Origin of the sequence: Bordetella ansorpii, assembly GCF_900078705.1 — a bacterium.
Lineage (GTDB): Bacteria > Pseudomonadota > Gammaproteobacteria > Burkholderiales > Burkholderiaceae_B > Bordetella > Bordetella ansorpii_A.
The window spans coordinates 624,189-650,011 of record NZ_FKIF01000007.1; the positions used below are offsets into that span (position 1 = coordinate 624,189).

A 25,823-nucleotide genomic window follows, 5' to 3' on the forward strand; every position below is an offset into this window, starting at 1 on the left:
GGAAACGGGGCGGCGCAATGCCGCCCCGTGCTTTCGGCGCACCGTCCGAACTCGGGTGTGCCGCCGGGGCCGCAGCGGCACACGATCTGGATGCCCTGGACGACCTGCTTTATGGCGGCTACGGCGCCATACAGGGCAAGGAACCCGTAGCACGGCAACCGTGCTGAAAACACCAACAGCAAGCCACAACGCGCGTACGAAAAAGACCGATCACCCCTGGACGATATCCAGCTTCGCAATCCCCAAGGCCAAGGTCTTGGCCCCCACATCCCGGAACTGGATCTGCGCCTGGGCATCCTGCCCCGCCCCGCTCAGGCCGATGATGGTTCCGTCGCCAAACCGTGCATGCCGCACCCCCTGGCCGATCCGGAACTCTTTGTCGCCGACCGTGACGCCGCTGGTCGTGCCCCGGGGCGAACGAGGCGCGATCGTACCCGTGCTCTTGCGGCCGAACGCATCGCCGCCCCAGGCCGCCTCGCGCTGCGCGGACGGCAGCGTGGCCTTCGGCGTGATCCACTTCACGTGTTGCTCGGGAATCTCGTCCAGAAACCGCGAACGCATCGCATAACGCGTCTGCCCGTGCAGCATCCGGCTTTGCGCCAGGCTGATGTACAGCCGTTCACGCGCACGCGTGATCGCCACGTACATCAGGCGGCGCTCTTCCTCCAGCCCGGATTGCTCGAGAATGCTGTTCTCGTGCGGAAACAGGCCCTCTTCCAGGCCGGTGATGAACACCGCGTCGAATTCCAGGCCCTTGGCCGAGTGCACCGTCATCAACTGCACGGCATCCTGGCCCTGTTGCGCCTGGTTGTCGCCGGCCTCGAGCGCGGCGTGGGACAGGAACGCGGCCAGCGGCGTCAGGCCGTCGGCCACGGACACCTGGCCGCCGTCGCCCGACGGCGCATCCATCTGCGGCACCACGCCCGCGGGCAAGCCGTCGTAGTGCTCTTCGGACGCGAAGACCGCCGCGGCGGTGACCAGTTCGTTCAGGTTTTCCAGGCGTTCGGCGCCTTCGCGCTCGGTCTTGTAGTGTTCGACCAGCCCGCTGCCGGCCAGCATGTGCTCGACCAGCTCGGGCAGCGGCAGGCCGCGCGTTTCCTCGGCCATGCGGCCGATGAGCTGCGCGAACTGCTGCAGATTGGCGCCGCCCTTGCCCGGCACCATGCCCACCGCGCCGTACAGGCTGGTGTCATGGGCCCGCGCCGCGTCGGCCAGTTGTTCGAGCGTGCGCGCGCCGATGCCGCGCGTGGGGAAATTGACCACCCGCATCCAGGACGTGTCGTCGTTGGGATTGGCCATCAGGCGCAGGTAGGCCAACGCGTGCTTGACCTCCTGGCGCTCGAAGAAGCGCAGGCCGCCGTACACCTTGTATGGAATGCCGGACGAGAACAGCCCATGCTCGATGACGCGCGACTGCGCGTTGCTGCGATAGAGCACGGCGATTTCCCGGCGCGCGCGGCCATCGTTGATGAGCGCGCGCACCTCTTCGACCAGCCACTGGGCTTCCATGCCGTCGCTGGGCTGCTCGACGATGCGAACCAGTTCGCCCTCGCCCTGGTCGGTCCAGAGGTTCTTGCCCAGGCGCCCGCCGTTGTTGCTGATCAGCGCGTTGGCCGAATCGAGGATGTGCCCGTACGAACGGTAATTCTGCTCGAGGCGGATGACGGTGCCGTGCGCGTAGTCGCGCTCGAAGTCGGCCATGTTGCCGACGTTCGCGCCGCGAAAAGCGTAGATGGACTGGTCGTCGTCACCCACCGCGAAGATCTTGGCGCCGCCGCCGGCCAGCAGGCGCAGCCACTTGTACTGCAGCACGTTGGTGTCCTGGAACTCGTCGACCAGGATGTGCTGGAAACGGCGCTGGTAGTGCTCGCGCACCGGCGCGTTGCGGCTGAGCAGCTCGTAGGCGCGCAGCAGCAGTTCGGCGAAGTCGACCACGCCCTCGCGCTGGCATTGCGCTTCGTACAGTTGGTAGATGTCGATCAGGCGACGGCGGTGGCTGTCGTTGTCCCAGACCTCGACGTCGGACGAACGCAGCCCGTCTTCCTTCGAACCGTTGATGAAGCGCTGCACATCGCGCGGCGGATACTTCTCGTCGTCGATGCCATTGGCCTTCAGCAGCCGCTTGATGGCGGCCAGTTGATCGGTGGTGTCGAGGATCTGGAAAGTCTGCGGCAGGCCGGCGTCGCGGTGATGCGCGCGCAGCATGCGGTTGCACAGGCCGTGGAACGTGCCGATCCAGAGCCCACGCGGATCGATGGGCAGGATGGCCGTCATGCGCGTGAGCATTTCACGCGCTGCCTTGTTGGTGAAGGTGACCGCCAGCAGTCCGTATGGACTGGCCTGGCTGGTCTGGATAAGCCACGCCATGCGGGTGGTGAGTACCCGGGTCTTGCCGCTGCCCGCCCCGGCCAGGACCAGGGCGTGCTGCGGTTCGAGCGTGACGGCGGCGCGTTGTTCGGGGTTGAGCTTGTCCAGCATCATGCCGCGTAGCGGCGCAGACGAAGCGCGAACTGCTCGAGCCCGGAAATACCGCTATGTTGGGCGCGCTGGCACCAGGCCTGCAGATCGTTCAGCAGTTGTTCGCTGCTGGCGCTGGAGCTTTCCCACAGGCGGCCCAGTTCGCGGCGCATCTGCACCAGCGTGGACAGCGACTGGTTCTGCGCGATGGCCTGGTCGACGGCGGCCAACTGCTCGGGTTGCAGGATGTCTTCGTTGCGATGCAGCGAACGGCGCACGCGGTGCAGCATGGTCCAGCGGCAGTCGTCGCTGCCCTTGCGGCGCGAGGTCTTCATCTTGGCCAGTTCTTCGCGCGCGGCATCCTTGATGACGTCGGCGTAGCGGGCCATGACTTCGTAGCGGTGCGTGATGACGCCTTGCAGCGTGCGCAGGTCGATGGACTTGGCGGCCGGATCGAGCTTCAGCTTGGGCGCGACCTTCTTGACCTTGGCCAGGCCGAAGAAGCGCAGCACGCTGATGTAGCACCAGCCGATGTCGAACTCGTACCACTTGGCCGAGAACTTGGCCGAGGTGCCGTGAGCATGATGGTTGTTGTGCAGCTCTTCGCCGCCAATGATGATGCCCCACGGGAACACGTTGGTGCTGGTGTCCGGGCTGTTGTAGTTGCGGTAGCCCCAGTAGTGCCCGATGCCGTTGACCACGCCGGCCGCCCAGAAGGGAATCCAGGCCATCTGCACAGCCCAGACGGTCAGGCCCAGCACGCCGAACAGCGACAGGTCGATGGCCAGCATGAGCAGCACGCCCCACAGGCTGCGGCGCGCGTAGAGGTTGCGCTCGAGCCAGTCGTCCGGCGTGCCGTGGCCGAACTTGGCCATCGTTTCACGGTTGTCGGATTCGAGGCGATAGAGTTCGGCGCCGCGGAACAGCACCTTCCAGATGCCGAACAGCATGGGCGAATGGGGGTCGCCTTCCTTCTCGCACTTGGCGTGGTGCTTGCGGTGGATGGCAACCCATTCCTTGGTAACCATGCCGGTGGTCAGCCACAGCCAGAAACGGAAGAAATGCATGACCGCGGGATGCAGTTCGAGACCCCGGTGCGCCTGGCTGCGGTGCAGGAATACCGTGACCGACACGATCGTGATGTGGGTGACAACCAGGGCGAACAGGACGACCTGCCACCAATCGGCTTGGGCCAGGCCGCCGGACAAAAACGAAAGGAGTTGATCCATAAAGCTTGAGGGAGCCTCGTAAGTATGGTTACCGGTGCAGTTTAGCCTACCCGGTCTTCTTATGACAGTGGGGTTTCAAAAAGGTTCTTGAGATAAATCAAGGACTAAGCCCCGCCTTCCCGCGGCGCGCCCTGGACAGGGAATTCATCGTCCGTGGCGCGTTTCCAACATTTTGCTACACGGACGGCGCCGCGATAAAGTGCGGGAACTACGTATTCCGCCGGTTTTCCCCATGTCGCCTTCCCTTGCCTGGCGCTTGCTCGCGCCGCTGTTGTTGCTGGCCGCCAGCGCGCCCGCGTCCGCCCAGATCCAGGTCGCCAGTGGGACCCAGGTGGTGCTGGCGACCTACTACGAGGTGGATCCCGAGAGTTGCCAGGCGTTGAGCGCGCCGCGCGTGCGCATCACCCAGAAGGCCCGGCTGGGCAAGGCCACCATCGTGCGCACCCAGACACCGGCGCCGGCCTCGGGACGTTGCCCGGCCAAGCTGGTGACGATCGCGCAGGTGATGTACCTGGCGGACAGGCCCGGCGCCGACACGGTGGCCTGGCAGGTACGCTATCAGCGGCGCGGACCGTACATCGAAAGATACCGTTCGCAGGTGAACGTGGCGCCGAAGGCGCCCCCGCCCGCCCGGCCCTGAACCGGGCCAGGCGGTACCCGCCCTGGCCGGCCGGAAAGCGCATCAGGCCGAGGCCGGCTTCGCGGGGGCCGCTTCCGGCGGCGCCGCTTCGTCACCCGCCAGCGGCGCCTGGCCGTCTTCGATGCCGGCGGCCACGCTCCCCTGAGGCGCGGCCTGCGCGCCGCCATCGGCCGGCACACTGCCATCGGCCGGAACATCCGCATCCGCGGCCAGCGCCTGGTCGGCGTCCGCCGCGACCGCCTGCTTCGCCGCGGCTTCCTTGGCCGGCCTGGCCACCTTGCGGCGCTCGAACACGGCGGCGAAGAACCCATCCGTGCCGTGCACGTCCGGACGCAGTTGCATGTACGGACCTTCCAGCTCCAGGCCGGGGCAACGGTTCTTGATGATCTCGGCGGCGTCCAGCCGCTCGAAATCGGGATGCTCGGCCAGGAAACGCTCGGCCTGGGCGGCGTTTTCTTCTTCGAGCAGGCTGCAGGTCGCATAGACCAGACGGCCGCCCGGCGCCACGCAGCGCGCCGCGCTCTTCAGGATGCGGTGCTGCAGTTCGCACAGTTCGGCCAGCGAGTCGGGGTGCTGGCGCCACTTAAGGTCGGGATTGCGGCGCAAGGTGCCGATACCGCTGCAAGGCGCGTCCACCAGCACGCGCTGGGCCTTGCCGGCCAGACGCTTGACCCGGGCGTCGTTGTCGCCGTCGATGGCCACTGGCACTACGTTGGACAGGCCGCTGCGGGCAAAGCGCGGCTTGGCGCGCGCCAGGCGGGCCGCCGACACGTCGAAGGCATAGAGGCGGCCGGTGGAGCGCATCAGCGCGCCCAGCAGCAGGCTCTTGCCGCCGGCGCCGGCGCAGAAGTCGATGATCATCTCGCCGCGCTTGGGGCCGACCAGCAGCGCCAGCAGTTGGCTGCCTTCGTCCTGCACTTCCAGGCTGCCGTCCTCGAACAGTTGCCAGCGGTTGATGGCGGGACGGCCGGCGACACGAATGCCCCAGGGCGAGTGCGGCATGGCCCGCGGCTCGTACTGCGCGGCGGGACCGTTCTGCAGCATGGCCAGCATGGCGTCGCGCTCCGCCTTCAGCGGGTTGACGCGCAGGTCGAGCGCCGCCTGGCGGTTCAAGGACTGCATCAGGCGCTCGGGCTCGTCCATGGCGCCCAGGCGCTCGTCCAGCCAATCCGGCATGCTGGCGCGCACCGCGCGCGGCAGCGTCGCCGGGTCGATGCGCAGCACGTGCCGCAGCCATTCGGCCTCGGCGGGCTCCAGGCCTTCGTCCAGGGCCTCCCGCCCCAGCGTGGCGGCCAGGCCCAGGATGGCCAGGCGGCGCGAGGACGGTCCGACGCCGGATTCGGCCATGCGGCGGTAGCGGCGCAGGTGGCGCAGCACGTCGTAGACCGACTCGGCGATCTCGCCCCGGTCGCGGCCGCCCAGGTTGGGATGCGCCCGGAACCAGTGCGACAGCGTGGCGTCGGCCGGATACGTCCATTGCAGCAGTTCGCCCAGCACACGCTGGACCTGCTCGATGCGGATGGCGGACATGGGCATGCGCGGCCGGTCGGGACGAGCCGCGGGGGGCCGCCCCCCGTGGGACGGGCCAGACGGCGGACGCGAAGGCCGGGGGCCATGCGCCTGGGGCCGGTCGCCTTCATCACGGCGCGGCGCGCCGGACGGCCGGGCGAAGCGGCCGCCGTCCTCGCGGCGCGGCGCCCCCTGGCCCTGGGAACGCTCGGAACGGTCGCCGTCATCCCTGCGCACTGCGCCGAAACGGGCGAACCGGTCGCCTTCATCACGGCGGGGCGCGCCGGACGAGCGGGCGGGACGGCGGCCATCGCCCGAGGGATCGGGGCGGCCGGAACGGGAGCGGGGGAAAGAGGATTTGGTCATCGGGAAGACTCGAGCATGAACAGGCGGGACGGATTGCCCGCGACGTCGACCCGCTGGTCGGCCGCCAGGCTGACACGGCCTTCGGCCAGCCAGCGGGCCGCGGCCGGATAGGCCAGGTGTTCGACCTGAAGGACGCGCTGGGCCAGCGCCTCCGGGGTGTCATCGGCCAGCACGGGCACGCAGCCCTGGGCGATGATCGGCCCGTGGTCCAGCAGCGGGGTGACGAAATGGACGGTGCAGCCATGCACCCGCACGCCGGTGGCGATGGCCTGGGCGTGCGTATGCAGGCCCGGGAATGCCGGCAGCAGGGACGGATGGATGTTGACCAGCCGGCCGGCGAAGCGGGCCACGAATCCGGGTGTCAGCACGCGCATGAAGCCCGCCAGCAACACGTAATCGGGCTGGTGGGGTTCGATGGCGGCGGCCAGCGCGGCATCGAAGGCCTCGCGATTGGGGTAGTCTTTATGGCTGACGGCCTGCGTGGCGATGCCCTGCGCGCGCGCCCAGTCCAGCCCGGCCGCGTCGGGGCGGCTGCTGATCACGGCGGCCACGTCGGCGGGCCAGCCTTCGGCGCGGCAGGCCTCGACCAGCGCCTGCATGTTGCTGCCCCGCCCCGAGATAAGCAGGACGAGGCGGCGGCGCGCGGCGCCCGGGGATTGGGCGGGGGGCGAAGAATCGGCGGAGAAATCCGGCAAGATGGGGCATTCCATGAGCAAGGCAACCTGAAATTGTAAACTCTCGCTCGTGAAACCTCCGCTGCGCATTTATCGCTACCTGCCCCCGCCGTCCCAGCGCGCCCCGTGCGCCCTGACCATCGGCAACTTCGACGGGGTCCATCTCGGCCACCAGGCCATCCTGTCTCGCGTGCGCCGCGAGGCGCAGGCCCGCGGCCTGACGCCCGCGGTGATGACGTTCGAGCCGCATCCCCGCGAATACTTCGCCGCCCTGAACCAGCGTCCCGAGCTGGCGCCCACCCGCATCTTCGGCCTGCGCGACAAGCTGTCGGCGCTGGCGCGCGCGGGCATCGAGCGGGTGGTGGTCGAGCGCTTCAACGCGCGGCTGGCCGGCATGTCGGCCAACGCCTTCATCGAAGACCTGCTGGTCAATGGCCTGCAGACCCGCTGGCTGCTGGTGGGCGAGGACTTCCGCTACGGCGCCCGCCGCAGCGGCGACATCGACCTGCTGCGCGAGGCCGGCCTGCGCCATGGCTTCGACGTGCATACGCTGTCCGACGTGACCGACCGCCAGGGGCACCGCATTTCCAGCTCCGAGGTGCGCACCGCGCTGGCCGTGGGCGACCTGGCCCGCGCGCAGGACCTGCTGGGCCATCGGTTCCACATCAGCGGCCACGTCATCCACGGCCAGAAACTGGGCCGCACGCTGGGCTACCCCACGATGAACCTGCGCGTGGCGCCGCGCTGCGCGGCGCGCTCGGGCATTTACGTGGTGCGCGTGCTGGGCCTGGGCGACGCGCCGCGGCCCGCCGTGGCCAGCCTGGGCGTGCGCCCCACCGTCGAAGACCATGGCCGCGTGCTGCTCGAGTCACACCTGCTCGATGGCCCCGCCGATGCTTACGGTAAACTCGTGCGCATCGAGTTCCTGCACAAGCTGCGGGACGAAGAAAAATTTCCCGACCTTCCTTCCCTGACTGCCGCCATCGCCGAAGACGCGCGAAACGCGCGCGCCTATTTTGCCGTTCATGGACTATAAAAAAACCCTCAACCTGCCCGACACTCCCTTCCCCATGCGCGGCGACCTCGCCAAGCGGGAACCGGCCTGGGTGGCCGAATGGGAAGAAAACCGCATCTACCAGGCGATCCGCGCCGCCAGCAATGGCCGCCCGCGTTTCGTGCTGCATGACGGCCCGCCCTACGCCAACGGCGACATCCACATCGGGCACGCGGTCAACAAGATCCTGAAGGACATCATCGTCAAGAGCCGCAACATGGCCGGCTTCGATGCACAGTACGTGCCGGGCTGGGACTGCCACGGCATGCCGATCGAGATCCAGATCGAGAAGAAGTACGGCAAGAACCTGCCCGTGGCGGAAGTGCAGTCGCGCGCCCGCGCCTACGCGCTCGAGCAGATCGACCGCCAGCGCAAGGACTTCAAGCGCCTGGGGGTGCTGGGCGACTGGGACCGCCCGTATCTCACGATGAACTTCAGCAATGAAGCCGACGAGATCCGCGCGCTGGGCCGCATCCTGAAGAAGGGCTACGTGTTCCGTGGCCTGAAGCCCGTGAACTGGTGCTTCGACTGTGGCTCGGCCCTGGCCGAGGCCGAGGTCGAGTACGCCGACCGGGTCGACCCCGCCATCGACGTGGCCTTTCCCTTCGCCGACCGCGACGCGCTGGCCGCGGCCTTCGGCCTGAACTCGGTGGAAGACGGCGCCGCCGTCATCTGGACGACCACGCCCTGGACCATCCCGTCCAACCAGGCCCTCAACGTCCATCCCGATTTCGACTACGTGCTGGTGCGCGCCACGCCCACGCCAGCCCACGGCCCGCTGCTGCTGCTGGCCGCCGAGCGCGTCGAGGAATGCCTGAAGACCTGGGGCCTGCAGGGCGAGGTCATCGCCACCGCCCGCGGCGCGGCGCTGGCCGGCCTGCGCATGCGCCATCCGCTGGCCCACGTGGACGCCGGCTACGACCGCACCTCGCCCATCTACCTGGGCGACTACGTCACGCTGGACGCCGGCACGGGCATGGTCCATTCGGCCCCCGCCTACGGCATCGAAGACTTCGTGTCCTGCAAGGAACACGGCATGCGCGACGAGGACATCATCAGCCCCGTCATGGGCGACGGCAAGTACGTGCCCAGCCTGCCGCTGTTCGGCGGCGAGTCGATCTGGGACGCCAACCCCAGGATCGTCGAGACGCTGAAGTCGGCAGGGTCGCTGATGCACGTGGCCAAGCTGCCGCACAGCTACATGCACTGCTGGCGCCACAAGACGCCCATCATCTACCGCGCCACCAGCCAGTGGTTCGCCGGCATGGACGTCCAGCCCAACGACGGCAGCGCGCGCTCCCTGCGCGAGACCGCGCTGGCCGCCATCGACGCCACCGATTTCTACCCCGCCTGGGGCCGCGCGCGCCTGCACGCCATGATCGCCAACCGTCCCGACTGGACACTGTCGCGCCAGCGCCAATGGGGCGTGCCGATGGCCTTCTTCGTGCACAAGGAAACCGGCGCGCTGCATCCGCGCACCGAGGAACTGCTCGAACAGGTCGCGCAACGCGTCGAGCAGCACGGCATCGAGGCCTGGCAAAGCCTGGATCCCCGCGACCTGCTGGGCGACGAGGCCGACCAGTACGAAAAGAACCGCGACACGCTGGACGTGTGGTTCGATTCGGGCACCACGCACGCCACGGTGCTGGGCGGCAAGGACCACGACCTGGGCGGCTCGCACGGCGAGCAACTGGCCTGGCCCGCCGACCTGTACCTGGAAGGCTCCGACCAGCACCGCGGCTGGTTCCACTCGTCGCTGCTGACCGGCTGCATGCTGTATGGCCGCGCGCCCTACAAGGCCCTGCTGACCCACGGTTTCGTGGTCGACGGCCAGGGCCGCAAGATGAGCAAGTCGGTCGGCAACGTCATCGCGCCGCAGAAGGTGTCCGATTCGCTGGGCGCGGAAATCCTGCGCCTGTGGGTCGCCTCCACCGACTATTCGGGCGAGTTGTCGATCTCCGACGAGATCCTCAAGCGCGTGGTCGAGGGCTACCGCCGCATCCGCAACACGCTGCGCTTCCTGCTGGCCAACGTGGCCGACTTCGATCCGGCGACGCAGGCCGTGCCGCATGCCGAGCTGTTCGAGATCGACCGCTACGCGCTGGCCATGACCGCGCAGATGCAGGCCGACGTGCTGGGCAACTTCGACCGCTACGACTTCCACCCGGCCGTCTCGCGCCTGCAGACCTTCTGCTCGGAAGACCTGGGCGCGTTCTACCTGGACATCCTGAAAGACCGCCTGTACACCACGGCCGCCGACAGCCGCGCGCGCCGCTCGGCGCAGACGGCGCTGCTGGAGATCACGCAGACGCTGCTCAAGCTGATGGCGCCGATCCTGTCGTTCACGGCCGAGGAAGCCTGGACGCTGCTGGGCAACTCGACGCTCAAGCACCTGGGCGACGCGGCCCGCGCCACGATCTTCACCGAGGTCTATCACACGCTGCCGGCGCTCGACGACGCCGCGCTGACGGCCAAGTGGACGCGCCTGCGCGCCATCCGCGCCGAAGTGCAGCGCAGGCTCGAAGAAGTGCGCACGGCCGGCAACATCGGTTCGTCGCTGCAGGCCGAAGTCGACATCCGCGCCAGCGCGCAAGACCGCGAATGGCTGGCCAGCCTGGCGGACGACCTGCGCTTCGTGCTGATCGTCTCGCGCGCCACCGTGCACGAAGGCGAAGACCTGCAGGTGCAGATCACGCCGTCGTCGCACAAGAAGTGCGAGCGCTGCTGGCACTGGCGCGATGACGTGGGCTCGGATGCGGATCACCCCGAGATCTGCGGCCGCTGCGTGGCCAACCTGTTCGGCGCGGGCGAACCGCGCGAGAAGGCCTGACTTTCATGACGACGGACGTTTCCGCCGCTCCCCGCTCCCACCTGGCGCGCTGGCTCGGCCTGGCCGTCCTGATCATCGTTTTCGATCAGGCGACCAAGCTGTACTTCGACAATGCGTTCTCGTACGGCCAGCGCCTGAACGTGCTGCCTTTCTTCGACTTCACGCTGATGTACAACCGCGGCGCGGCCTTCAGCTTCCTGGCCCGCGAAGAAGGCTGGCAGCGCTGGCTGTTCACGCTGCTGGGCATCGGCGCGGCGGTCTTCATCACCTGGATGCTGCGCCGTACCAGGGGCCAGCCGCGTTTCTGCCTGGCGCTGACCATGATCATGGGCGGCGCGCTGGGCAACGTGATCGACCGCGTGGCCTATGGCCACGTCGTGGACTTCCTGCTGTTCTACTGGCGCGACTGGTACTATCCGGCCTTCAATCTGGCCGACGTGGGCATCACCTGCGGCGCGGTGCTGCTGGTGCTCGACGAGATACTGCGCGCCCGCAAGACGCGCGCTGCCGGCGGCTAGCCCGCACAATGGCCTGATCCCACCCTGACACGCCCGCCATGCTAGACCTCGCACGCAAACGCATCGTCATCGGAATGAGCGGCGGCATCGCCTGCTACAAGATCGCCGAACTGGTGCGCCGCATGACCGAACAGGGCGCCGTCGTCGACGTCGTCATGACCGAGGCGGCGACGCATTTCATCACGCCCGTCACCATGCAGGCCCTGTCGGGCCGGCCCGTGTTCGTGGATGCCTGGGATGCGCGCGTGCCCAACAACATGGCGCACATCGACCTGACGCGCGGCGCCGACGCGGTGCTGATCGCGCCGGCCAGCGCCGATTTCATGGCCAAGCTGGTACATGGCCTGGCCGACGACCTGCTGTCCACGCTGTGCCTGGCACGCGCCTGCCCCTTGCTGGTGGCGCCCGCCATGAACCGCGAGATGTGGGCCAATCCAGCCACGCAGCGCAACGTCGCCCAGTTGCGCGCCGACGGCATCAGCGTGCTGGGGCCGGCCGCGGGCGAACAGGCCTGCGGCGAGACCGGCAGCGGCCGCATGCTCGAACCGCACGAGATCCTGGCCGACCTGATCGCCTCGTTCCAGCCCAAGCTGCTGGCGGGCCGCCATTTGCTGCTGACGGCGGGCCCCACGTCCGAGCCGGTCGATCCGGTGCGCGTACTCAGCAACCGGTCGTCGGGCAAGACCGGCTACGCGCTGGCGCGCGCCGCGCATGAGGCCGGCGCGCGGGTCACGCTCATCACCGGCGCCACCGCCCTGCCCGTGCCGCGCGGCGTCACCGCGCTGCAGGTGATGACGGCGCGCCAGATGCACGATGCCGTCATGGCCAGCGCCGGCGATGCCGACGTCTTCGTGGCCGTGGCCGCGGTGGCCGACTGGCGTATCAAGAACGTCAGCGACCAGAAGCTGAAGAAGACCTCCGAGGGCGGCGGCGCCCCCGTGATGGAATTCGAACCCAATCCCGACATCCTGGCCGAAGTGGCGCGCCTGCCCAATGGGCCGTGGTGCGTGGGCTTCGCGGCCGAGACCGAGAAGCTCGCCGAGCATGCCGAGGCCAAGCGCCAGCGCAAGGGCATCCCTCTGCTGGTGGGCAATCTGGCGCACAAGGTCATGGACGCGGACACCACCGAACTGGTGCTGTTCGACGAGTCCGGCGTGCATCCGCTGCCGCCCGCCTCCAAGCTGGACGCGGCACGCCGGTTGGTGGCCGAGATCGCGGCGCGCTTGCCTCGCAAGCGCTGATACGACGGCACGACCGGCGGGGTCTTGCGTACAGGCTTGTCGCAAGCCACGCTAGCGCAAGGCTTCTTCGGACCACGCGGCCAGCGGCAATGGCGAGCCATCGACGATGCGCGCCATCATCAGCCGCAGTTCATCGCCTCCGCCCCGCGAGCTGGGATGGCGGTACGGCGTGACCGGCAGCCACTGCCCATCCGCGCCGCGCTCGGCCATCACGAAACGAAAGGTGTAATACCCCGCGATCCCCATGCGCAGGTCGGTCACCACCAGCGCATCGCCCAAGGCGTCGTAGCGCAGCCAGTCGTCGGTGAACCAGCGCAGGCGCTGGTGCAGCGGCACGTCTTCCAGCGCGGCGGCCAGATCCGCATGGCGCGACAGGCGCAGGGTCTCGGGCGGCGAGCGGTCCAGCCAGCCGCTGACGCCTTCGTAGTAATCGCCTTCGGGGGTGGTCGCCACGACACGCCACAACAAGGTATTGAAGGGCATGGGGGTGCCGATGACGCGGTCGACCGGCACCCCCTGCCGGCCCAGTTCGGCCAGCACCCGCTGCTCGGCCTGCCAACGCCCGGCCAGGCCGGCCAACAGATAGAGCGCACCGAACACCACCGTGGCCGCCATGGCGCGCTGCGTGCGCGCGGTGACGCCGGCCATGCCCGCCGCCGCCACCGCGAACAGCATGGGCAGCGTATAGACCGGATCGATGATGAAGATGGCCGACCAGCTTTCAGGCGTCCAGGCCAGCGGCCAGAACAGCTGCGTGCCATAGACCGTGAACGCATCCAGTACGGGATGGGTGATCAGCACCAGCCAGAGGGTCAGCAGCAACCGCCATGGACTGTATGGCGCCTGCGGCCATCGCTTGCGGATCAGCCAGGCCATCAGGGCGGCCAGCGCGGTCAGCACGAACACCGAATGCGAGAAGCCGCGGTGATAGGTCATGGACGACACCGGATCGGCATAGCGCACCAGCACGTCCAGATCGGGCAGCGTGCCCAGCATGGCGCCATACAGCAGGGCTTTACGTCCCTGCGAGCGTCCCAGCAGCGCGCCCTGTATGCCGGCGCCCAGCACCGCTTGCGTCACAGAATCCATGGATACTTCAATCCCGAAAATGCGTTGAACCCGCCCCTGGCGCCGGACACCCCTCTGAAGAGGGTGTTTTACGCACAGCCACGGGTTCGACGCGAAACCCCTTTCGCCAGCCCGGCGCCGCCCCGCGCGGCCCATTCGGGCAGGCGTTAAGATACAGGACGCTCGGGCTTTCTCATCAATACATGGACACATACATCGAACAGGTTGGCGCCTTCATCCAGGCCAACCAGGAATGGGCTGGGCTGATCACGTTTCTGCTGACGCTGGGCGAATCGCTGCTGGTGGTCGGCCTGTTCATCCCCGCCACCGCCCTGCTGCTGATCACCGGCGGCCTGATCGGTTCGGGCACGCTGTCGCCCTGGAGCGTGCTGGCCTGGGGCGTGGCGGGCGCCGTGGTGGGCGATGCCGTTTCCTATGCCATCGGCCGCTGGATGGGTCCGGGCGTGCTGCGCCGCTGGCCGCTGAGCCGCCAGCGCGCCAACGTCGCGCGGGCAAGGCTGTTCTTCTGGCGCTTCGGGTTCGCCTCGGTGGTGATCGGCCGCTTCCTGGGCCCGCTGCGTTCGACCGTGCCCACCGTGGCCGGCGTGATGCGCATGGATCACTGGCGCTTCCAGGCGGCCAACGTGCTGTCGGCCGTGCTGTGGCTGCCGCTGATGCTGGCGCCCGGCTATCTCACCGCGCGTGGCCTGGGCGCGGCCCGCGACGCCCAGCAGCTCACCCTGGGGGTGGGCGTGGTCGCTTCGATCCTGATCGGCGGCGGCCTGCTGCACATGCTGATGCGCAAGCGCCGCCCCGCCACCGAACGCCGCGGCAACTGACCGGAACCCCACCATGAGCCTGCCCGGAGAACCCAAGAACGGCGATTTCGCCAGCTACGTCGAGGCCCTGGGCCGCACCGGCATGCAGGCGCCCGGCCAGGTGGTCAAGCCCACCCGCGCCGAGAAAAAGACCCGGCGCCAGGCCATCGCGCACCAGGAACAGCAGTTCCCCGATGCCGTGCCCGGCGGGCCGCAGGCCTCGCAATGGGATACCGGCTGGGGCCGCAACGACGGCAAGCCGCCGCCCTCGTCCGCCAAGCCGGTCCCCCGGCCGCAGCGCGGTACGCCGGGCGGCTTCGCGGCGGGGTCGCCCGAGGCGTCGCCGCAGTTGGCCAAGCTGGCCTCGCATCGCCGCGTGGCGTTCGTGATGACGATCATCGCGGCGCTGCTGGCCTGGAATGCCGTCACCACCGTGATCGGCGCGCTGAACAACGAGCCGGTGCGGATGGAAAACTTCTTCCCGGCGCTGTTCTGGGGCTTCGTGTCCCTGATGCTGTTCAAGTCGGCACGCGGCCTGCGAGCCAAGGCGCGGCAAGGGGCGTTGCCGCAGTATGGAAAACTGGATTCGCTGGGCAAGGGCGGCGACGCTTGACGCCCCCGGCGGGCGAGGTGCCCGCAGAGCGCGACACCGCACGCCAAACCGCGCTTTGCACGATGTTACGAAGAGAGTGCGGTGCCCCGCTGCGGCCGGAAGGGGAATCCAGACAATCGGGCGCGCGGCCCTGCCGGACACTTCTTTTGCAAATGAACGGTAGGCGTCAGCCCGCCGCTCCTGTAGGCTTGGGTGGTCGATCCGATGCAGGCGACATGTCATCACCCAGCGTGAGCACCGAGCAGGCTCGGAGGTCGCTGCGGCATTCGCCTGCGCCGCCCCTCTCCCACCCCGGCAAGCATCAGGACCGCCGCCGCCCTCTCCTGCCAAGCGCACGCCGCCACGGCCGAGGCACGGCTGAATTGGCGCGCACTGGCCCGGCCACGACTCAAGCCCCCCTATCCACTGCCCGGAGCGCGCAGGCCCACGCCCGCACCGCCGAACCCGGCCCGTCCGTCCGCTGAGTGTCGGACGCTCAGGGCAGCGCCGTCCCGGCACGACGGCACCACAACAGGCGCAGAACATGAAGAGCCCATCACCCGCAGTGCAACGCAGCCCCCCCGAGGCGGCTTGGAAACCCCGCGCCTATCGATGCGTATGCCGCCGGCGGATATTTTTCAGGAACACCCAGTGCCTGGCCTGTGGCGCCGCGCTGGGCTACGTCCCCTCGCGGCACAACGTCTATCCGCTCTGGCCCGGTCACCGGCCGCAGACGTGGCGTATCACGGCAGACAGGGACGGCAGTGCTCCGCTATATCGGCGGTGCGCAAATTTTGCCACCGCGGCGGCATGCAATTGGCTGATCGAACCGGACGAGGGCGAAACCGTGCGTTTCTGCCGCTCGTGCCGCCTCAACCGCACCATTCCCGATCTTTCCCAGCCGCGCAATCCTCCATTGTGGCTCGGCATGGAACGGGCCAAGCGCAGGCTGGTGTCGCAATTGATCGGGCTGGGCCTTCCCGTGGCGTCAAAGGTCTCGGAAGACCCGGAACACGGCCTGGCGTATGACTTCCTCTGCAGCGTCGATGGGCAGCGACGCGTGATGACCGGCCATGCGGGCGGCATCATCACCATCAATCTGGAAGAGGCCGACGACGCGGCGCGCGAACGCATCCGGGTCGTCATGGGCGAGCCCTACCGGACCCTGCTCGGCCATTTTCGCCATGAAGTCGGTCATTACTACTGGGACCGGCTGGTGAAGGGCAAGCCCTGGCAACCAGAAGGGCGGCAGCTCTTCGGTGACGAGCGCCAGGACTATCGCAGCGCGCTGGAGGCGAACTACAGCGGCGGCCCGCCAGAGGACTGGCCGCAACGGTTCGTCAGTGCCTACGCGAGCATCCATCCCTATGAAGATTGGGCGGAGACCTGGTCGCATTATCTGCACCTGCGCGATACGCTGGACACCGCGGTGAGCTTCGGCATCGAGGGGGCGCACGAGGAGGACGAACGCTCGACTTTCGGTCCTGCCGACCTGTGGCGGCCAGACGCGTCCAACAAGGAGATATTCCTGGACATGCTTAACCGATGGGTACGTATCACGAGCGTCATGAACGAGATGTCCCGGGCGATGGGACAGCACGATTTCTATCCCTTCGTGCTGCCCCATGCTGCGGTCGCGAAACTGCATTTCATCCATTGCGTCGTGTCCCAGGACATGGCCGATATTCCGGCACGGACGGCAGGAACATGACGAAGGAAAAGGTACGTATCGACCTGCGCGCCGATCTGGAGTACGAAATCGGTCCTTATGGCGCGGATTTCATCTTCAACATCCATGCCGCCCATACCCCCCGCCAGTCGGTGTCCAGCGAACACGTGTCGCTGAACCAGCCCATTGCTGTCGACGTCCAGACAGAGGTGTTGACCGGAAACCGCTACATGCGGCTGCGCGCCATGCCGGGCCCGCTGAAGGTGGCCTATCGTGCCACCCTCGAACTACAGCACCATCGCGCAGAGCCGGACCGGCTACCCGAGGTGGCCATCCGCGACCTGCCCCTGGCCACGCTGGGATACCTGTATCCCAGCCGCTACTGCGAATCGGACAAGCTCATGAGAATCGCCATGAAGCAGTTCGGCCGTATGGCGCCGGGGTATGCCCGGGTTCAGGCCATCATGGCCTGGGTGCAGAAGGAAATTACCTACTTGCCGAACACGTCGGGGTCCAGCACGTCGGCAGTCGACACCTTGCTGGGCCAGGCCGGCGTGTGCCGGGACTTCGCCCATCTGATGATCACCCTATGCCGGTGCCTGAACATCCCCGCGCGCTTCACCACGGGCACCGACTATGGCGCCGATCCAGCGATCGGTCCACCAGATTTCCATGCCTACGTCGAAGCCTACGTCGGGGACCGGTGGTACATCTTCGATCCATCGGGCACTGGCGTGCCGATGGGTTTCGTGCGGATAGGCACGGGCCGGGATGCCGCGGACGTGTCGTTCGCGACGATGTTTGGCGACGTCACGCCCAGCACCGGACCGAAGGTGCACGCCGTCGCCATGGAGGACATTCCAGCCGGCGTCGTCCGGCCTTATCTCACGCACTACGCCATCTCAACGGATACGCCCTAGACGGCGGCGGCGCTGCCCGATGCCCAGGCCACGCGCGGTATCCGCCAGATCGTGCCGCCATTTGCGCCGGGCAGCGGCCGCCGCGAGCCCGCGCATCGCCGTGGGCGCGGCCAGGCGGAGCCCGGCCTCGGTTCTTTGGTACCCTTGTGACCCCGAGCGCATGGCGCCTTGCCCTACCCTGATGTCCCCCACCATGAATTCCGTCGACCTGAAGATCCTGGACGCGCGCATGCGCGAGTACCTGCCCGCCTATGCCACGCCCGGCTCGGCCGGCCTGGACCTGCGCGCCTGCCTGGATGCGCCGCTGACCATCGCCCCCGGCGCCACGGTGCTGGTGCCCACGGGCCTGGCCATCCACCTCGCCGATCCCGGTTACGCCGCGATGATCCTGCCGCGCTCGGGCCTGGGCCACAAGCACGGCATCGTGCTGGGCAACCTGGTCGGCCTGATCGACTCCGATTACCAGGGCCAGTTGATGGTCTCGACCTGGAACCGTGGCGCCGCCGAATTCACCTTGCAGCCCATGGACCGCCTGGCCCAGCTGGTGATCGTGCCGGTGCTGCAGGTGTCGTTCAATGTGGTCGATGACTTCGATGCGTCCGATCGCGGCGCCAGCGGCTTCGGCAGCACGGGGCGCGGCTGAGGGCGGACTGCCCGGGCAGTCCTTGAGACAAGCCATCTGGCGCGCGCGGGTTCGGCCCGCGCCACGTCCGCGCGGCGCCAATGGCGCCGCTGCCGGCTCGCCACGGCATCAGACATATTGCAAGGCAGGCCGGGATACCGCGCACCAGGCGTCCCGGCCCAGGCCTCAACGCTGACCCGTCCGGATATCCCCGAACAACGCCTTCTGGTCGCGCGGCTGCGAGCGCCAGTACTGATGCGGGGCCTTCACCTGCGCGCCCAGTTCGGCCGCGGCATGCCAGGCCCAGCGCGGGTCATACAGCATGCCGCGCGCCAGCGCGATCATGTCCGCCTGCTCTTCCTGCAGGATCTGCTCGGCCTGCCGCGCCTCGGTGATCAGGCCCACCGCCATCGTCGGCAGGCCCGTCTCGCGCTTGATCCGCTGCGCGAACGGCACCTGGTATCCCGGCCCCAGCGTGATCTGCTGGCGCGGCGACACGCCGCCGCTGGACGCATCCATGAAATCGCAGCCCAGCGCCTTCAAGGCCTGGGCGAACGCCACGGTCTGGCCGGCGTCCCAGCCGCCATCGACCCAGTCGGTGGCCGACACGCGCACGCCCAGCGTCTTGGCGGGCAATGCCGCGCGGACCGCCTGGAATACTTCCAGCGGAAAGCGCATGCGGTTCTCGAGCGGGCCGCCATACGCATCGTCGCGCCGGTTGGAGATCGGCGACAGGAACTCGTGCAGCAGATAGCCGTGCGCGGCGTGCAGCTCGATCACCTCGAAGCCCAGCCGGTCGGCGCGCAGCGCGCTGTCGACGAAGGCCTGCTTGATGCGCGCCAGGCCCTCGGCGTCCAGGGCGCGCGGCGGCAGTTCGCTGTCCAGGTGCGGCACCGCGGACGGCGCATGCGCGAGCCAGCCGCCCTCGGCCACCGGGATCTGCTGGCCGCCTTCCCACGGCGCCCGGCTGGAGGCCTTGCGGCCGGCGTGGCCCAGCTGGATGCCCAGCCTGATCGGCGAATGGCGGCGGATCGCCTGCACGACCGCCGCCAGGGCGGCTTCGGTTTCATCCGACCACAGGCCCAGGTCGCCCGGGGTGATGCGGCCGTCGGATTCGACGGCGGTGGCCTCGACGATCAGCAGGCCGGCGCCCGACAAGGCCAGATGGCCCAGGTGGATCATGTGCCAATCGTTGGCACAGCCTTCCTGGGCGGAGTACTGGCACATGGGAGCGATGATGACGCGGTTGTCCAGCGTGACGTTGCCGAGCTGGATGGGGGAGAAAAGCAGGCTCATGGGGTTCCTACGCGCGTGGCGATCCGGGCGGCGCCCGTGACGGCCCGGCTGCGCTCGATGCGGCGTGCCGGGACGGAAAGGCCCAAGCATAGCCGCGCCCACGCGCCGCCGCCGCCATCGCCATGCCGCGATGACGGTTATGCGCGGCCAGGCATGCCCGGCTGGCCGCATCCCGCAACCGCCAGCGGCCTATTCCGCCTCGATCACCGATTGCAGGAACTGCTGCGTGCGCGCCTCTTTCGGCGCGCTGAACAGCGTGGCCGATTCGGCGTCTTCCACGATGTTGCCTTCGTCGAAGAACAGCGTGCGGTCGGACGAGCGCTCGGCGAATTTCATCTGGTGGGTGACGATGAGCATGGTCATGGTGCGCTTGGCCGACAGATCGCGCATGATCTGCAGGATGCCGCCCACCAGCTCCGGATCCAGCGCCGAGGTCACTTCGTCGAACAGCATGATCTCGGGCCGCATGGCCAGCGCGCGGGCGATCCCCACGCGCTGCTTCTGGCCACCCGACAACTGCGCCGGATAGGCATCCAGCTTGTCGCCCAGGCCGACCAGTTCCAGGTATTCGCGGCCGCGCGTCACGGCCTCGTCGCGGCTGATGCCCTCGACGTGGATGGGCGCCTCGATCACGTTGCCCAGCGCGGTCTTGTGCGGGAACAGGTTGAAGTGCTGGAATACCATGCCGATCTTGCCGCGCACCTTGCGCACGTGCGAAGAATGCGGGCCCATGACATTGCCGCTGGCGTCGTGCCACATGGGCTCGCCGTCGATCTCGATCTCGCCGCTGGTGGGCCGGTCCAGCGTCATCAGCATGCGCAGCAGCGTGGACTTGCCCGACCCCGAGGGCCCGATCACCGAGACGGTCTGCCCCGAGGGAATCTCCAGGTCGATGCCGCGCAGCACTTCCAGGTCGCCATATCGCTTGGTCAATTTCTTCAGCGTGATGCTTGCGCTCATCGTTTTCCTCCAATCAGTTTCAGACGGCCTTCCACGCGGCGCACGCACCACGCGGCGGCCAGGCTAAGCACCAGGAACATCACCCCCACCATGGTCAGCGGCTCGGTGTAGCGGAAGGTGCTCGACCCGATCATCTTGCTCTGCTGCAGCAGCTCGACCACGGTGATGGCCGACAGCAGCGGCGTGTCCTTGAACATGGCCACCAGATAGTTGCCCAGCGCCGGCACCACGGGCGGAATGGCCTGCGGCAGCACCACGCCGACGGCGGTGCGCCAGCGCGACAGGTTCAACGCCGTGGCGGCCTCGACCTGCCCGCGCGGCACCGCCTCGATGCCGGCCCGGTAGACCTCGGCGCAGTACGCGGCGTAATGCACGCCCAACGCCAGGATGCCGGTGGTCAGCGGCGACAGGCTGATGCCGGTGACGGGCAGCACGTAGAACAGGAAATACATCTGCACCAGCAGCGGCGTGCTGCGCACGAACTCGATGAACAGCGCGGCGGGAGCCGAGACGATCCACAAGGGCGCGCGGCGCAGCATCGCCAGCACCAGGCCCAGCGTGACGGCCAGCAGCATGCCGATCACCGTGGCCTGCACCGTGATGACCAGGGCGTCGGCCAGGGTGGGCAGGATTTCGAATGCGAAATTCCAGTCGAATATCGGGTTCATCGGACCTTGAACCTCCGTTCGAGCAGGCGGATGCCGCCCGTGATCAGCAGGGCCACCGCGAAGTACATCAACAGCACCGTCACGAAGATGTCGGTGGTGCGCAGCGTATCGCTGCGCAGCAGTTGCCCGCGGAAGGTCAGGTCGGTGATGGTGATCAGCGACACCAGCGCGGTGTTCTTCAGCAGCTCGATGGCCAGATTGCCGGCGGGCGGCAGCATGGCGGGAAAGGCCTGCGGCAGCACCACGCGGCGCATGATCTGCCCGCGCGTGAAGTTCAACGCCAGGGCGGCCTCGCGCTGGCCCTGCGGCACCGCCGTGATGGCGCCGCGCACCACTTCCGCGCCGTAGGCCCCCGCATTGGCGGCCAGCACCACGATGCCGACCAGCAGCGCGGGCAGCTTCACGCCCAGCAGCGGCAGCACGAAGTAGAACCAGAACAGCTGCACCAGCGCCGACGTGCCGCGAAAGACCTCCACGTACGTCATCGACACGCCGCGCACCAGCCGGCTGCCCGACATGCGGCCCAACCCGGCGGCCAGCGCCAATGGCACGGCCAGCAAGGCCGCTCCTATCGTGATCTGCAGCGTGACCGCCAGGCCTTCCAGCAGCGGCGGCAGTATGGAAACACTGTCATCCATGTGTCTGGCTCCCCGTTATTTCGCGCCGCACAGCTTGGCCGCCGTCACGTCGCCCGGCAATTCCGCCTTGCTGAAGCCGAAGGGCTCGACCAGCTTGCGATGCGCTTCGCTGCCGATCAGCTTGGCCAGTTCGGCATTGAAGGCGTCGGCGAAGGCCTGGTCTTCCTTGCGGAAGGCATAGGCGCCGTAGCCGCGCACGTCCGCCCCCTCGATGACGGGATCGGTGAAGGGGTCGGCGCGCTCCACCGGCTGGTCGGTCACCTTGGTCATCAGGTCGGCGATGGTCAGCGCCGTGGCCGCGTAGGCATCCGCGCGGCCCGCCTGCACGCCGGACAGCGCGCTGACGGCGTCAGGAAATACGATGACGCGATCGGATGGGATCTCCAGCTTCTCGGCGTATTCGCCCTCGATGGCGCCCACCACGACGCCCAGGCGGGCGTCCTGGCTTTTCAGCACGTCTTCGTAGCTGTGCAGGTTCTTGGGGTTGCCCTTCCGCACCAGGAAGGCCTCGCCCACGCCATAGGTGGGATTGGAAAAGGCCACCTGCTCGCAGCGCGTGGGAGTGACGTACATGCCGGCCGCGATGATGTCGAAGCGCTTGGCCTGCAGGCCAGGGATCAGCGAACCGAACTCGGTCAGCACGCCCTCCACTTCGTTCACGCCCATCCGCTTGAGCACGACTCGGGCGATTTCGACGGACTCGCCGGTGACTTTCGCCTCCTTGCTGTCCATGTACGCATAGGGCGCTTCGTTGGCGTAGCCGATGCGGATGGTGCCGGCCTTGCGGGCAGCGGCCAGGGTGTCGCCACCGGCGGACGCGTCCGACTGCGCGGCCGTGGCCGGCTTGGCGGCGCTGGCGCTATCGCCCGCGCCGCTGCGGGAATCGCACGCGGCCAGCGCCAGCGTCAGTCCAGCCGCCAGCAAAAGCCGTTTCGCGGCGGGGGCATGAAGTGCCATGTTCTTTTCCTCCCATGATTTGTAGCGAAATTGATTTTCTCAAAATGATATCCCATCAAATCATTTGAATACGAATCATATGTCACAAAAAAGAAGGCAGGCGCGTGCCTGCCTTCCAGGGAGATAGCGCGCCGCGGGGCGCGAAGCACGTAACCAAACGCTATTGCTGGGCGTACGAAAAGCGCCCGTTGCGCACCACGCCCATCACGCGGGCGCGTTCGTCGAAGCCCTGGTGATCCTTGGCCGAGATGTTCAGCACGCCATTGGGCACGATCAGGTCTTTCGTGTTTTCCAGCGCATCGCGCAGGGCCTTGCGGAACTCGGGCGTGCCGGGCTTGGCGCCCGTCTTCAGCGCGCGGCCCACGGCGGAATCCAGCAGCATCCAGGCTCCGTAGGCGTCACCCGCGAACTGGGTCAGCGTGTTGGCGCCGTACTGGGCTTCGTACTTGTCGGCGAACGCCACGGCTACCTGCTTCACCGGGTTGCCGTCCGGCAACTCGCGCGCCACCACGCCCGGGCCGGTGGGGAACAGCGTGCCCTCGACGTCCTTGCCACCCACCTGCAGAAACTCCAGGGTGCCGACACCGTGGGTCTGGTAGATGGTGCCGGTGTAACCGCGCTCGAGCAGCGTCTTCTGCGGCAGCGCGGCGGGCGTTCCCGCCCCCGCGACCAGCACGGCGTCGGGCTTGGCCGCGATGATCTTCAGCGCCTGGCCCACCACCGAGGCGTCGGTGCGCTGGAAACGCTCCTGCGCCACGATCTTCACGCTGTCGCCGGCGGCGGCGTTGAAGGCCTGCCACCAACTGTCGCCATAGGAATCGCCGAAACCGATGAAGCCCACCGTATGCACGCCCTTGCGCTTCATGTCCTCGACCAGCACCGACGCCATCAGCGTATCGTTCTGCGGCATCTTGAAAGCCCATTGGCGCTTGGGATCCGTTTGCGGCTCGACGATGACGGCCGAGGCGGCCAGCGCCACCATCGGCGTGCCCGTCTCGGCCAGCACGTCCAGGCCGGCCACGGCGGCAGCCGTGGTGTTGGGGCCGACGATGGCGTCGACCTTGTCCTCGGAGGTCAGCTTGCGCATGTTGCGCACCGAACGGCTGACGTCGGTGGCATCGTCCAGCACGACATAGCGCGCCGGTTCGCCGCCCAGCGTGGCCGGCCACATGCGCACGGCGTTGTTGCTCTGGATGCCGATGGCGGCGGCGGGGCCTGTCGTGGACAGGTCCACGCCGATGACCACTTCGGCCTGGGCGGACAGGGCGGGAAGCGCGACCGCGACGACGGCGGCAAGGCGGGCAAGCGCGTGAGACATTGAGGGGATCCGGTGGGGTTGGTCGATGGTTGGCGGCGGCCAGGCGCGTGCGGCACACGCGCCAGATAGTCGCAAAAACGTCATTGTGCCTCAACGGATCACCCTGCCGTCACAGGGTTGCCACGTAGTCCTGCCCCGCTCAGGCCTGGTTTTTGCGCGCCGGCGCGGCGCCGTGCGCGGGACCGTCCCCGGACGGGATGCCGCCCGACGGGCCACGGACGGCCGGATCGGCGACAGCCTCATATACCCGCGCGGCCAGCGCCAGGTCTTCCAGCGCGCTGCCCACGGCCTTGAACACGGTGATCTCGGCGTCGTCGGCGCGGCCCGGCACGCGGCCCGCCACCAGGTCGAACAGCGTGCCCCGCAAACCGTCGCGCGCCAGCGTGCCGGCGGCGAAGGCCGCCAGCAGATCGCCCGCCTTCGTGGGCGCCTCGTCGGTGTCCACGTAGACCGACGCCCGGGCAAAGCAATCGGCATCGGCCTCGATCATCTCGGGCTTGAAACTGCCGACCAGATCCAGGTGCGTGCCCGGACGCAGCCATGCGCCCCGCACCAGCGGCTCGGTGGACAGCGTCGCGCAACTGACGATGTCGGCTTGGCGCACCGCCTGCTCCAGGCCGGTCACCGCCTGGGCATCCATGCCCTGCTCCGCCAGCGTCCGCGCCAACGCTTGCGCCCCCGCGGGCCGCACGTTCCACACCAACACCCGCTCGATCGGCCGCACCGCGCGCATCGCCTGGGCGAGCAACCCGGCAATGCGGCCCGAACCGACGATCAGCAAGGTGCGCGCGTCCGTGCGCGCCAGGTAGGACGCCCCCAGCGCGGCCGCGCCGGCGGTGCGGAAGGCTGTCACCACATCGCCGTCCACCTGGGCCAGCGGCACGCCCGTGCTGGCGCTGTACAGCGTATAGGTGGCGTGCAGGCCTGGCAGGCCCTGGCGCGTGTTCCCGGGAAAAATGTTGATGATCTTTACACCGAAATATCCCTGCGCGTTCCAGGCGGGCATGATCAGCGAGGTGCCATGCGCGCCGCCGGACTCGATGGCGTGCACGTGGCGCGGCGGCACCGTCACCCCGCCGCGGAAGGCCTCGCGCAAGACGGGAATCACCGAGTCGAAAGCCAGCGCGCCGCGCGTGGCGGCGGTATCGATCACCAGCATGGGAACAGCTCCAGGGCTATGGGGGCCGAAGCATTATCGCGTGCCTGGAAACCTGGCGGACACATTCCCGGCCGCGCGCCGCCGTATCATGGAAGACCCTTCCAGGGCGTCTTCACGCCCAACCTTTCAGGAGTGTCCCCATGAAGAAGACTGCTTCCGCTGTCTGGCAAGGCGATCTCAAGACCGGCAAAGGCACCATTTCCACCGAGAGCGGCGCGCTCAGCGACCAGCCCTACGGCTTCAACACCCGCTTCGAGAACGAACCCGGCACCAACCCCGAGGAACTGATCGGCGCGGCGCACGCGGGCTGCTTCTCGATGGCCCTGTCCAACATCCTGGGCGAGGCGGGCCTGAAGGCCGACCGCATCGAGACCTCGGCCGAGGTCACCCTGGACAAGAGCGATGGCGGGTTCGCCATCACCGCCATCCACCTGAAGGTCGTGGCCGCCATTCCCGGCGCCGACGCCAAGGCTTTCGAGGAAGCCGCCAACAAGGCCAAGGCTGGCTGCCCGGTGTCCAAGGTACTGAACGCCAAGATCACGATGGATGCCTCGCTGAAGAGCTAGGCACGTCGTCAATGCGGGCCAGGAAAGGATCCCCCCTTCCCCGCAGGGGGGCCG

23 protein-coding genes are annotated in these 25,823 nt (G+C 68.1%); 11 read left to right on the forward strand and 12 right to left on the reverse strand.

Annotated features, from left to right (window positions below):
• Positions 1-210 precede the first annotated feature (210 nt).
• Together A6745_RS18580 and A6745_RS18585 are read right to left on the reverse strand one after the other, a co-directional pair.
• Positions 211-2,481 carry a UvrD-helicase domain-containing protein gene (locus A6745_RS18580; protein WP_066130332.1) on the reverse strand — a complete coding sequence of 757 codons (2,271 nt, stop codon included), beginning with the start codon at positions 2,479-2,481 and terminating at the stop codon, positions 211-213.
• Positions 2,478-3,686: a DesA family fatty acid desaturase gene (locus A6745_RS18585; RefSeq protein WP_066130334.1), complete on the reverse strand. Its 1,209-nt coding sequence runs from the start codon at positions 3,684-3,686 to the stop codon at positions 2,478-2,480. Before A6745_RS18585 ends, A6745_RS18580 begins: the two co-directional genes overlap by 4 nt.
• Before the next feature lie 232 nt (positions 3,687-3,918).
• On the opposite strand from A6745_RS18585, the gene A6745_RS18590 reads away from it, so the two are divergent.
• Complete coding sequence (locus A6745_RS18590; protein ID WP_066130335.1) at positions 3,919-4,326, forward strand: hypothetical protein; 408 nt, start codon at positions 3,919-3,921, stop codon at positions 4,324-4,326.
• A gap of 42 nt (positions 4,327-4,368) precedes the next feature.
• Here the strand turns inward: A6745_RS18590 and A6745_RS18595 are convergent, their stop codons facing one another.
• Positions 4,369-5,823 (reverse strand): RsmB/NOP family class I SAM-dependent RNA methyltransferase, encoded by a 1,455-nt coding sequence (locus tag A6745_RS18595; protein WP_156513471.1) that lies wholly within the window; start codon positions 5,821-5,823, stop codon positions 4,369-4,371.
• Between the two features lie 374 nt (positions 5,824-6,197).
• Positions 6,198-6,800, reverse strand: coding sequence for a phosphoribosylglycinamide formyltransferase (purN, locus tag A6745_RS18600; RefSeq protein WP_231886059.1), 603 nt, complete (start codon positions 6,798-6,800; stop codon positions 6,198-6,200).
• 145 nt (positions 6,801-6,945) lie between these two features.
• Here purN and A6745_RS18605 point away from each other — a divergent pair, with 145 nt between their 5' ends.
• The 4 genes from A6745_RS18605 to coaBC are packed head-to-tail and all read left to right on the forward strand — an operon-like array spanning position 6,946 to position 12,518.
• The gene (locus A6745_RS18605) at positions 6,946-7,911 is read left to right on the forward strand and encodes a bifunctional riboflavin kinase/FAD synthetase (RefSeq protein ID WP_066130336.1); all 966 of its coding nucleotides are present in this window, start codon (positions 6,946-6,948) and stop codon (positions 7,909-7,911) included.
• Positions 7,901-10,759 carry an isoleucine--tRNA ligase gene (gene ileS / locus A6745_RS18610; RefSeq protein WP_066130340.1) on the forward strand — a complete coding sequence of 953 codons (2,859 nt, stop codon included), beginning with the start codon at positions 7,901-7,903 and terminating at the stop codon, positions 10,757-10,759. Before A6745_RS18605 ends, ileS begins: the two co-directional genes overlap by 11 nt.
• Positions 10,760-10,764: 5 nt before the next feature.
• Positions 10,765-11,277 carry a signal peptidase II gene (lspA, locus tag A6745_RS18615; RefSeq protein WP_066130343.1) on the forward strand — a complete coding sequence of 171 codons (513 nt, stop codon included), beginning with the start codon at positions 10,765-10,767 and terminating at the stop codon, positions 11,275-11,277.
• Positions 11,278-11,315: 38 nt separating this feature from the next.
• Positions 11,316-12,518: a bifunctional phosphopantothenoylcysteine decarboxylase/phosphopantothenate--cysteine ligase CoaBC gene (gene coaBC / locus A6745_RS18620; protein WP_066130346.1), complete on the forward strand. Its 1,203-nt coding sequence runs from the start codon at positions 11,316-11,318 to the stop codon at positions 12,516-12,518.
• 51 nt (positions 12,519-12,569) lie between these two features.
• Here coaBC and A6745_RS18625 read toward each other — a convergent pair whose 3' ends face one another.
• Positions 12,570-13,607 (reverse strand): metal-dependent hydrolase, encoded by a 1,038-nt coding sequence (locus tag A6745_RS18625; protein ID WP_066130350.1) that lies wholly within the window; start codon positions 13,605-13,607, stop codon positions 12,570-12,572.
• A gap of 182 nt (positions 13,608-13,789) precedes the next feature.
• On the opposite strand from A6745_RS18625, the gene A6745_RS18630 reads away from it, so the two are divergent.
• The 5 genes from A6745_RS18630 to dut all read left to right on the forward strand — a co-directional run bounded on the left by A6745_RS18630 (position 13,790) and on the right by dut (position 18,228).
• Positions 13,790-14,425: a DedA family protein gene (locus A6745_RS18630; RefSeq protein WP_066130357.1), complete on the forward strand. Its 636-nt coding sequence runs from the start codon at positions 13,790-13,792 to the stop codon at positions 14,423-14,425.
• A gap of 13 nt (positions 14,426-14,438) precedes the next feature.
• A complete protein-coding gene (locus tag A6745_RS18635) occupies positions 14,439-15,017 on the forward strand; it encodes a hypothetical protein (RefSeq protein WP_066130360.1) in 579 nt (192 codons plus the stop codon).
• Positions 15,018-15,540: 523 nt separating this feature from the next.
• On the forward strand, positions 15,541-16,707 hold the full coding sequence (locus A6745_RS18640; RefSeq protein WP_066130363.1) for a zinc-binding metallopeptidase family protein: 1,167 nt from the start codon (positions 15,541-15,543) through the stop codon (positions 16,705-16,707).
• Positions 16,704-17,585, forward strand: a complete 882-nt coding sequence (locus A6745_RS18645) for a transglutaminase-like domain-containing protein (RefSeq protein WP_066130369.1) — start codon at positions 16,704-16,706, stop codon at positions 17,583-17,585. Before A6745_RS18640 ends, A6745_RS18645 begins: the two co-directional genes overlap by 4 nt.
• A 193-nt stretch (positions 17,586-17,778) precedes the next feature.
• On the forward strand, positions 17,779-18,228 hold the full coding sequence (dut, locus tag A6745_RS18655) for a dUTP diphosphatase (protein WP_066130374.1): 450 nt from the start codon (positions 17,779-17,781) through the stop codon (positions 18,226-18,228).
• A 165-nt stretch (positions 18,229-18,393) separates the two neighbouring features.
• Here the strand turns inward: dut and A6745_RS18660 are convergent, their stop codons facing one another.
• The 7 genes from A6745_RS18660 to lhpI all read right to left on the reverse strand — a co-directional run bounded on the left by A6745_RS18660 (position 18,394) and on the right by lhpI (position 25,203).
• Positions 18,394-19,503: an NADH:flavin oxidoreductase/NADH oxidase gene (locus tag A6745_RS18660; protein ID WP_066130377.1), complete on the reverse strand. Its 1,110-nt coding sequence runs from the start codon at positions 19,501-19,503 to the stop codon at positions 18,394-18,396.
• Between the two features lie 189 nt (positions 19,504-19,692).
• A complete protein-coding gene (gene ehuA, locus A6745_RS18665) occupies positions 19,693-20,463 on the reverse strand; it encodes an ectoine/hydroxyectoine ABC transporter ATP-binding protein EhuA (protein WP_066130378.1) in 771 nt (256 codons plus the stop codon).
• Positions 20,460-21,131 carry an ectoine/hydroxyectoine ABC transporter permease subunit EhuD gene (ehuD, locus tag A6745_RS18670; protein WP_066130380.1) on the reverse strand — a complete coding sequence of 224 codons (672 nt, stop codon included), beginning with the start codon at positions 21,129-21,131 and terminating at the stop codon, positions 20,460-20,462. Before ehuD ends, ehuA begins: the two co-directional genes overlap by 4 nt.
• Positions 21,128-21,769: an ectoine/hydroxyectoine ABC transporter permease subunit EhuC gene (gene ehuC, locus A6745_RS18675; RefSeq protein WP_066130383.1), complete on the reverse strand. Its 642-nt coding sequence runs from the start codon at positions 21,767-21,769 to the stop codon at positions 21,128-21,130. The genes ehuD and ehuC overlap by 4 nt, the downstream gene beginning before the upstream one ends.
• Positions 21,770-21,784: 15 nt before the next feature.
• Positions 21,785-22,726: an ectoine/hydroxyectoine ABC transporter substrate-binding protein EhuB gene (gene ehuB / locus A6745_RS18680; RefSeq protein WP_156513442.1), complete on the reverse strand. Its 942-nt coding sequence runs from the start codon at positions 22,724-22,726 to the stop codon at positions 21,785-21,787.
• 160 nt (positions 22,727-22,886) lie between these two features.
• Entirely contained in the window at positions 22,887-24,044 is a 1,158-nt protein-coding gene (locus tag A6745_RS18685; protein WP_066130386.1) for an ABC transporter substrate-binding protein, read from the reverse strand.
• 139 nt (positions 24,045-24,183) lie between these two features.
• Positions 24,184-25,203: a bifunctional Delta(1)-pyrroline-2-carboxylate/Delta(1)-piperideine-2-carboxylate reductase gene (lhpI, locus tag A6745_RS18690; RefSeq protein ID WP_066130390.1), complete on the reverse strand. Its 1,020-nt coding sequence runs from the start codon at positions 25,201-25,203 to the stop codon at positions 24,184-24,186.
• Positions 25,204-25,343: 140 nt separating this feature from the next.
• Between lhpI and A6745_RS18695 the strand changes: the two genes are divergently transcribed.
• A complete protein-coding gene (locus A6745_RS18695) occupies positions 25,344-25,769 on the forward strand; it encodes an OsmC family protein (RefSeq protein ID WP_066130393.1) in 426 nt (141 codons plus the stop codon).
• The last annotated feature ends 54 nt before the right edge of the window (positions 25,770-25,823 follow it).

Bases quoted from the DNA above. Each gene is read 5' to 3' on its own strand.
- ehuB (WP_156513442.1), bottom strand. From the start codon at position 22,726: ATGGCACTTCATGCCCCCGCCGCGAAACGGCTTTTGCTGGCGGCTGGA.
- purN (WP_231886059.1), bottom strand. From the start codon at position 6,800: ATGCAGGCGCTGGTCGAGGCCTGCCGCGCCGAAGGCTGGCCCGCCGAC.
- dut (WP_066130374.1), top strand. From the start codon at position 17,779: ATGAATTCCGTCGACCTGAAGATCCTGGACGCGCGCATGCGCGAGTAC.
- A6745_RS18695 (WP_066130393.1), top strand. From the start codon at position 25,344: ATGAAGAAGACTGCTTCCGCTGTCTGGCAAGGCGATCTCAAGACCGGC.
- lhpI (WP_066130390.1), bottom strand. From the start codon at position 25,203: ATGCTGGTGATCGATACCGCCGCCACGCGCGGCGCGCTGGCTTTCGAC.
- A6745_RS18685 (WP_066130386.1), bottom strand. From the start codon at position 24,044: ATGTCTCACGCGCTTGCCCGCCTTGCCGCCGTCGTCGCGGTCGCGCTT.
- A6745_RS18640 (WP_066130363.1), top strand. From the start codon at position 15,541: ATGAAGAGCCCATCACCCGCAGTGCAACGCAGCCCCCCCGAGGCGGCT.
- A6745_RS18645 (WP_066130369.1), top strand. From the start codon at position 16,704: ATGACGAAGGAAAAGGTACGTATCGACCTGCGCGCCGATCTGGAGTAC.
- A6745_RS18625 (WP_066130350.1), bottom strand. From the start codon at position 13,607: ATGGATTCTGTGACGCAAGCGGTGCTGGGCGCCGGCATACAGGGCGCG.
- A6745_RS18660 (WP_066130377.1), bottom strand. From the start codon at position 19,503: ATGAGCCTGCTTTTCTCCCCCATCCAGCTCGGCAACGTCACGCTGGAC.
- coaBC (WP_066130346.1), top strand. From the start codon at position 11,316: ATGCTAGACCTCGCACGCAAACGCATCGTCATCGGAATGAGCGGCGGC.
- lspA (WP_066130343.1), top strand. From the start codon at position 10,765: ATGACGACGGACGTTTCCGCCGCTCCCCGCTCCCACCTGGCGCGCTGG.
- ehuC (WP_066130383.1), bottom strand. From the start codon at position 21,769: ATGGATGACAGTGTTTCCATACTGCCGCCGCTGCTGGAAGGCCTGGCG.
- A6745_RS18590 (WP_066130335.1), top strand. From the start codon at position 3,919: ATGTCGCCTTCCCTTGCCTGGCGCTTGCTCGCGCCGCTGTTGTTGCTG.
- A6745_RS18635 (WP_066130360.1), top strand. From the start codon at position 14,439: ATGAGCCTGCCCGGAGAACCCAAGAACGGCGATTTCGCCAGCTACGTC.
- ehuA (WP_066130378.1), bottom strand. From the start codon at position 20,463: ATGAGCGCAAGCATCACGCTGAAGAAATTGACCAAGCGATATGGCGAC.
- ehuD (WP_066130380.1), bottom strand. From the start codon at position 21,131: ATGAACCCGATATTCGACTGGAATTTCGCATTCGAAATCCTGCCCACC.
- A6745_RS18585 (WP_066130334.1), bottom strand. From the start codon at position 3,686: ATGGATCAACTCCTTTCGTTTTTGTCCGGCGGCCTGGCCCAAGCCGAT.
- ileS (WP_066130340.1), top strand. From the start codon at position 7,901: ATGGACTATAAAAAAACCCTCAACCTGCCCGACACTCCCTTCCCCATG.
- A6745_RS18630 (WP_066130357.1), top strand. From the start codon at position 13,790: ATGGACACATACATCGAACAGGTTGGCGCCTTCATCCAGGCCAACCAG.
- A6745_RS18580 (WP_066130332.1), bottom strand. From the start codon at position 2,481: ATGATGCTGGACAAGCTCAACCCCGAACAACGCGCCGCCGTCACGCTC.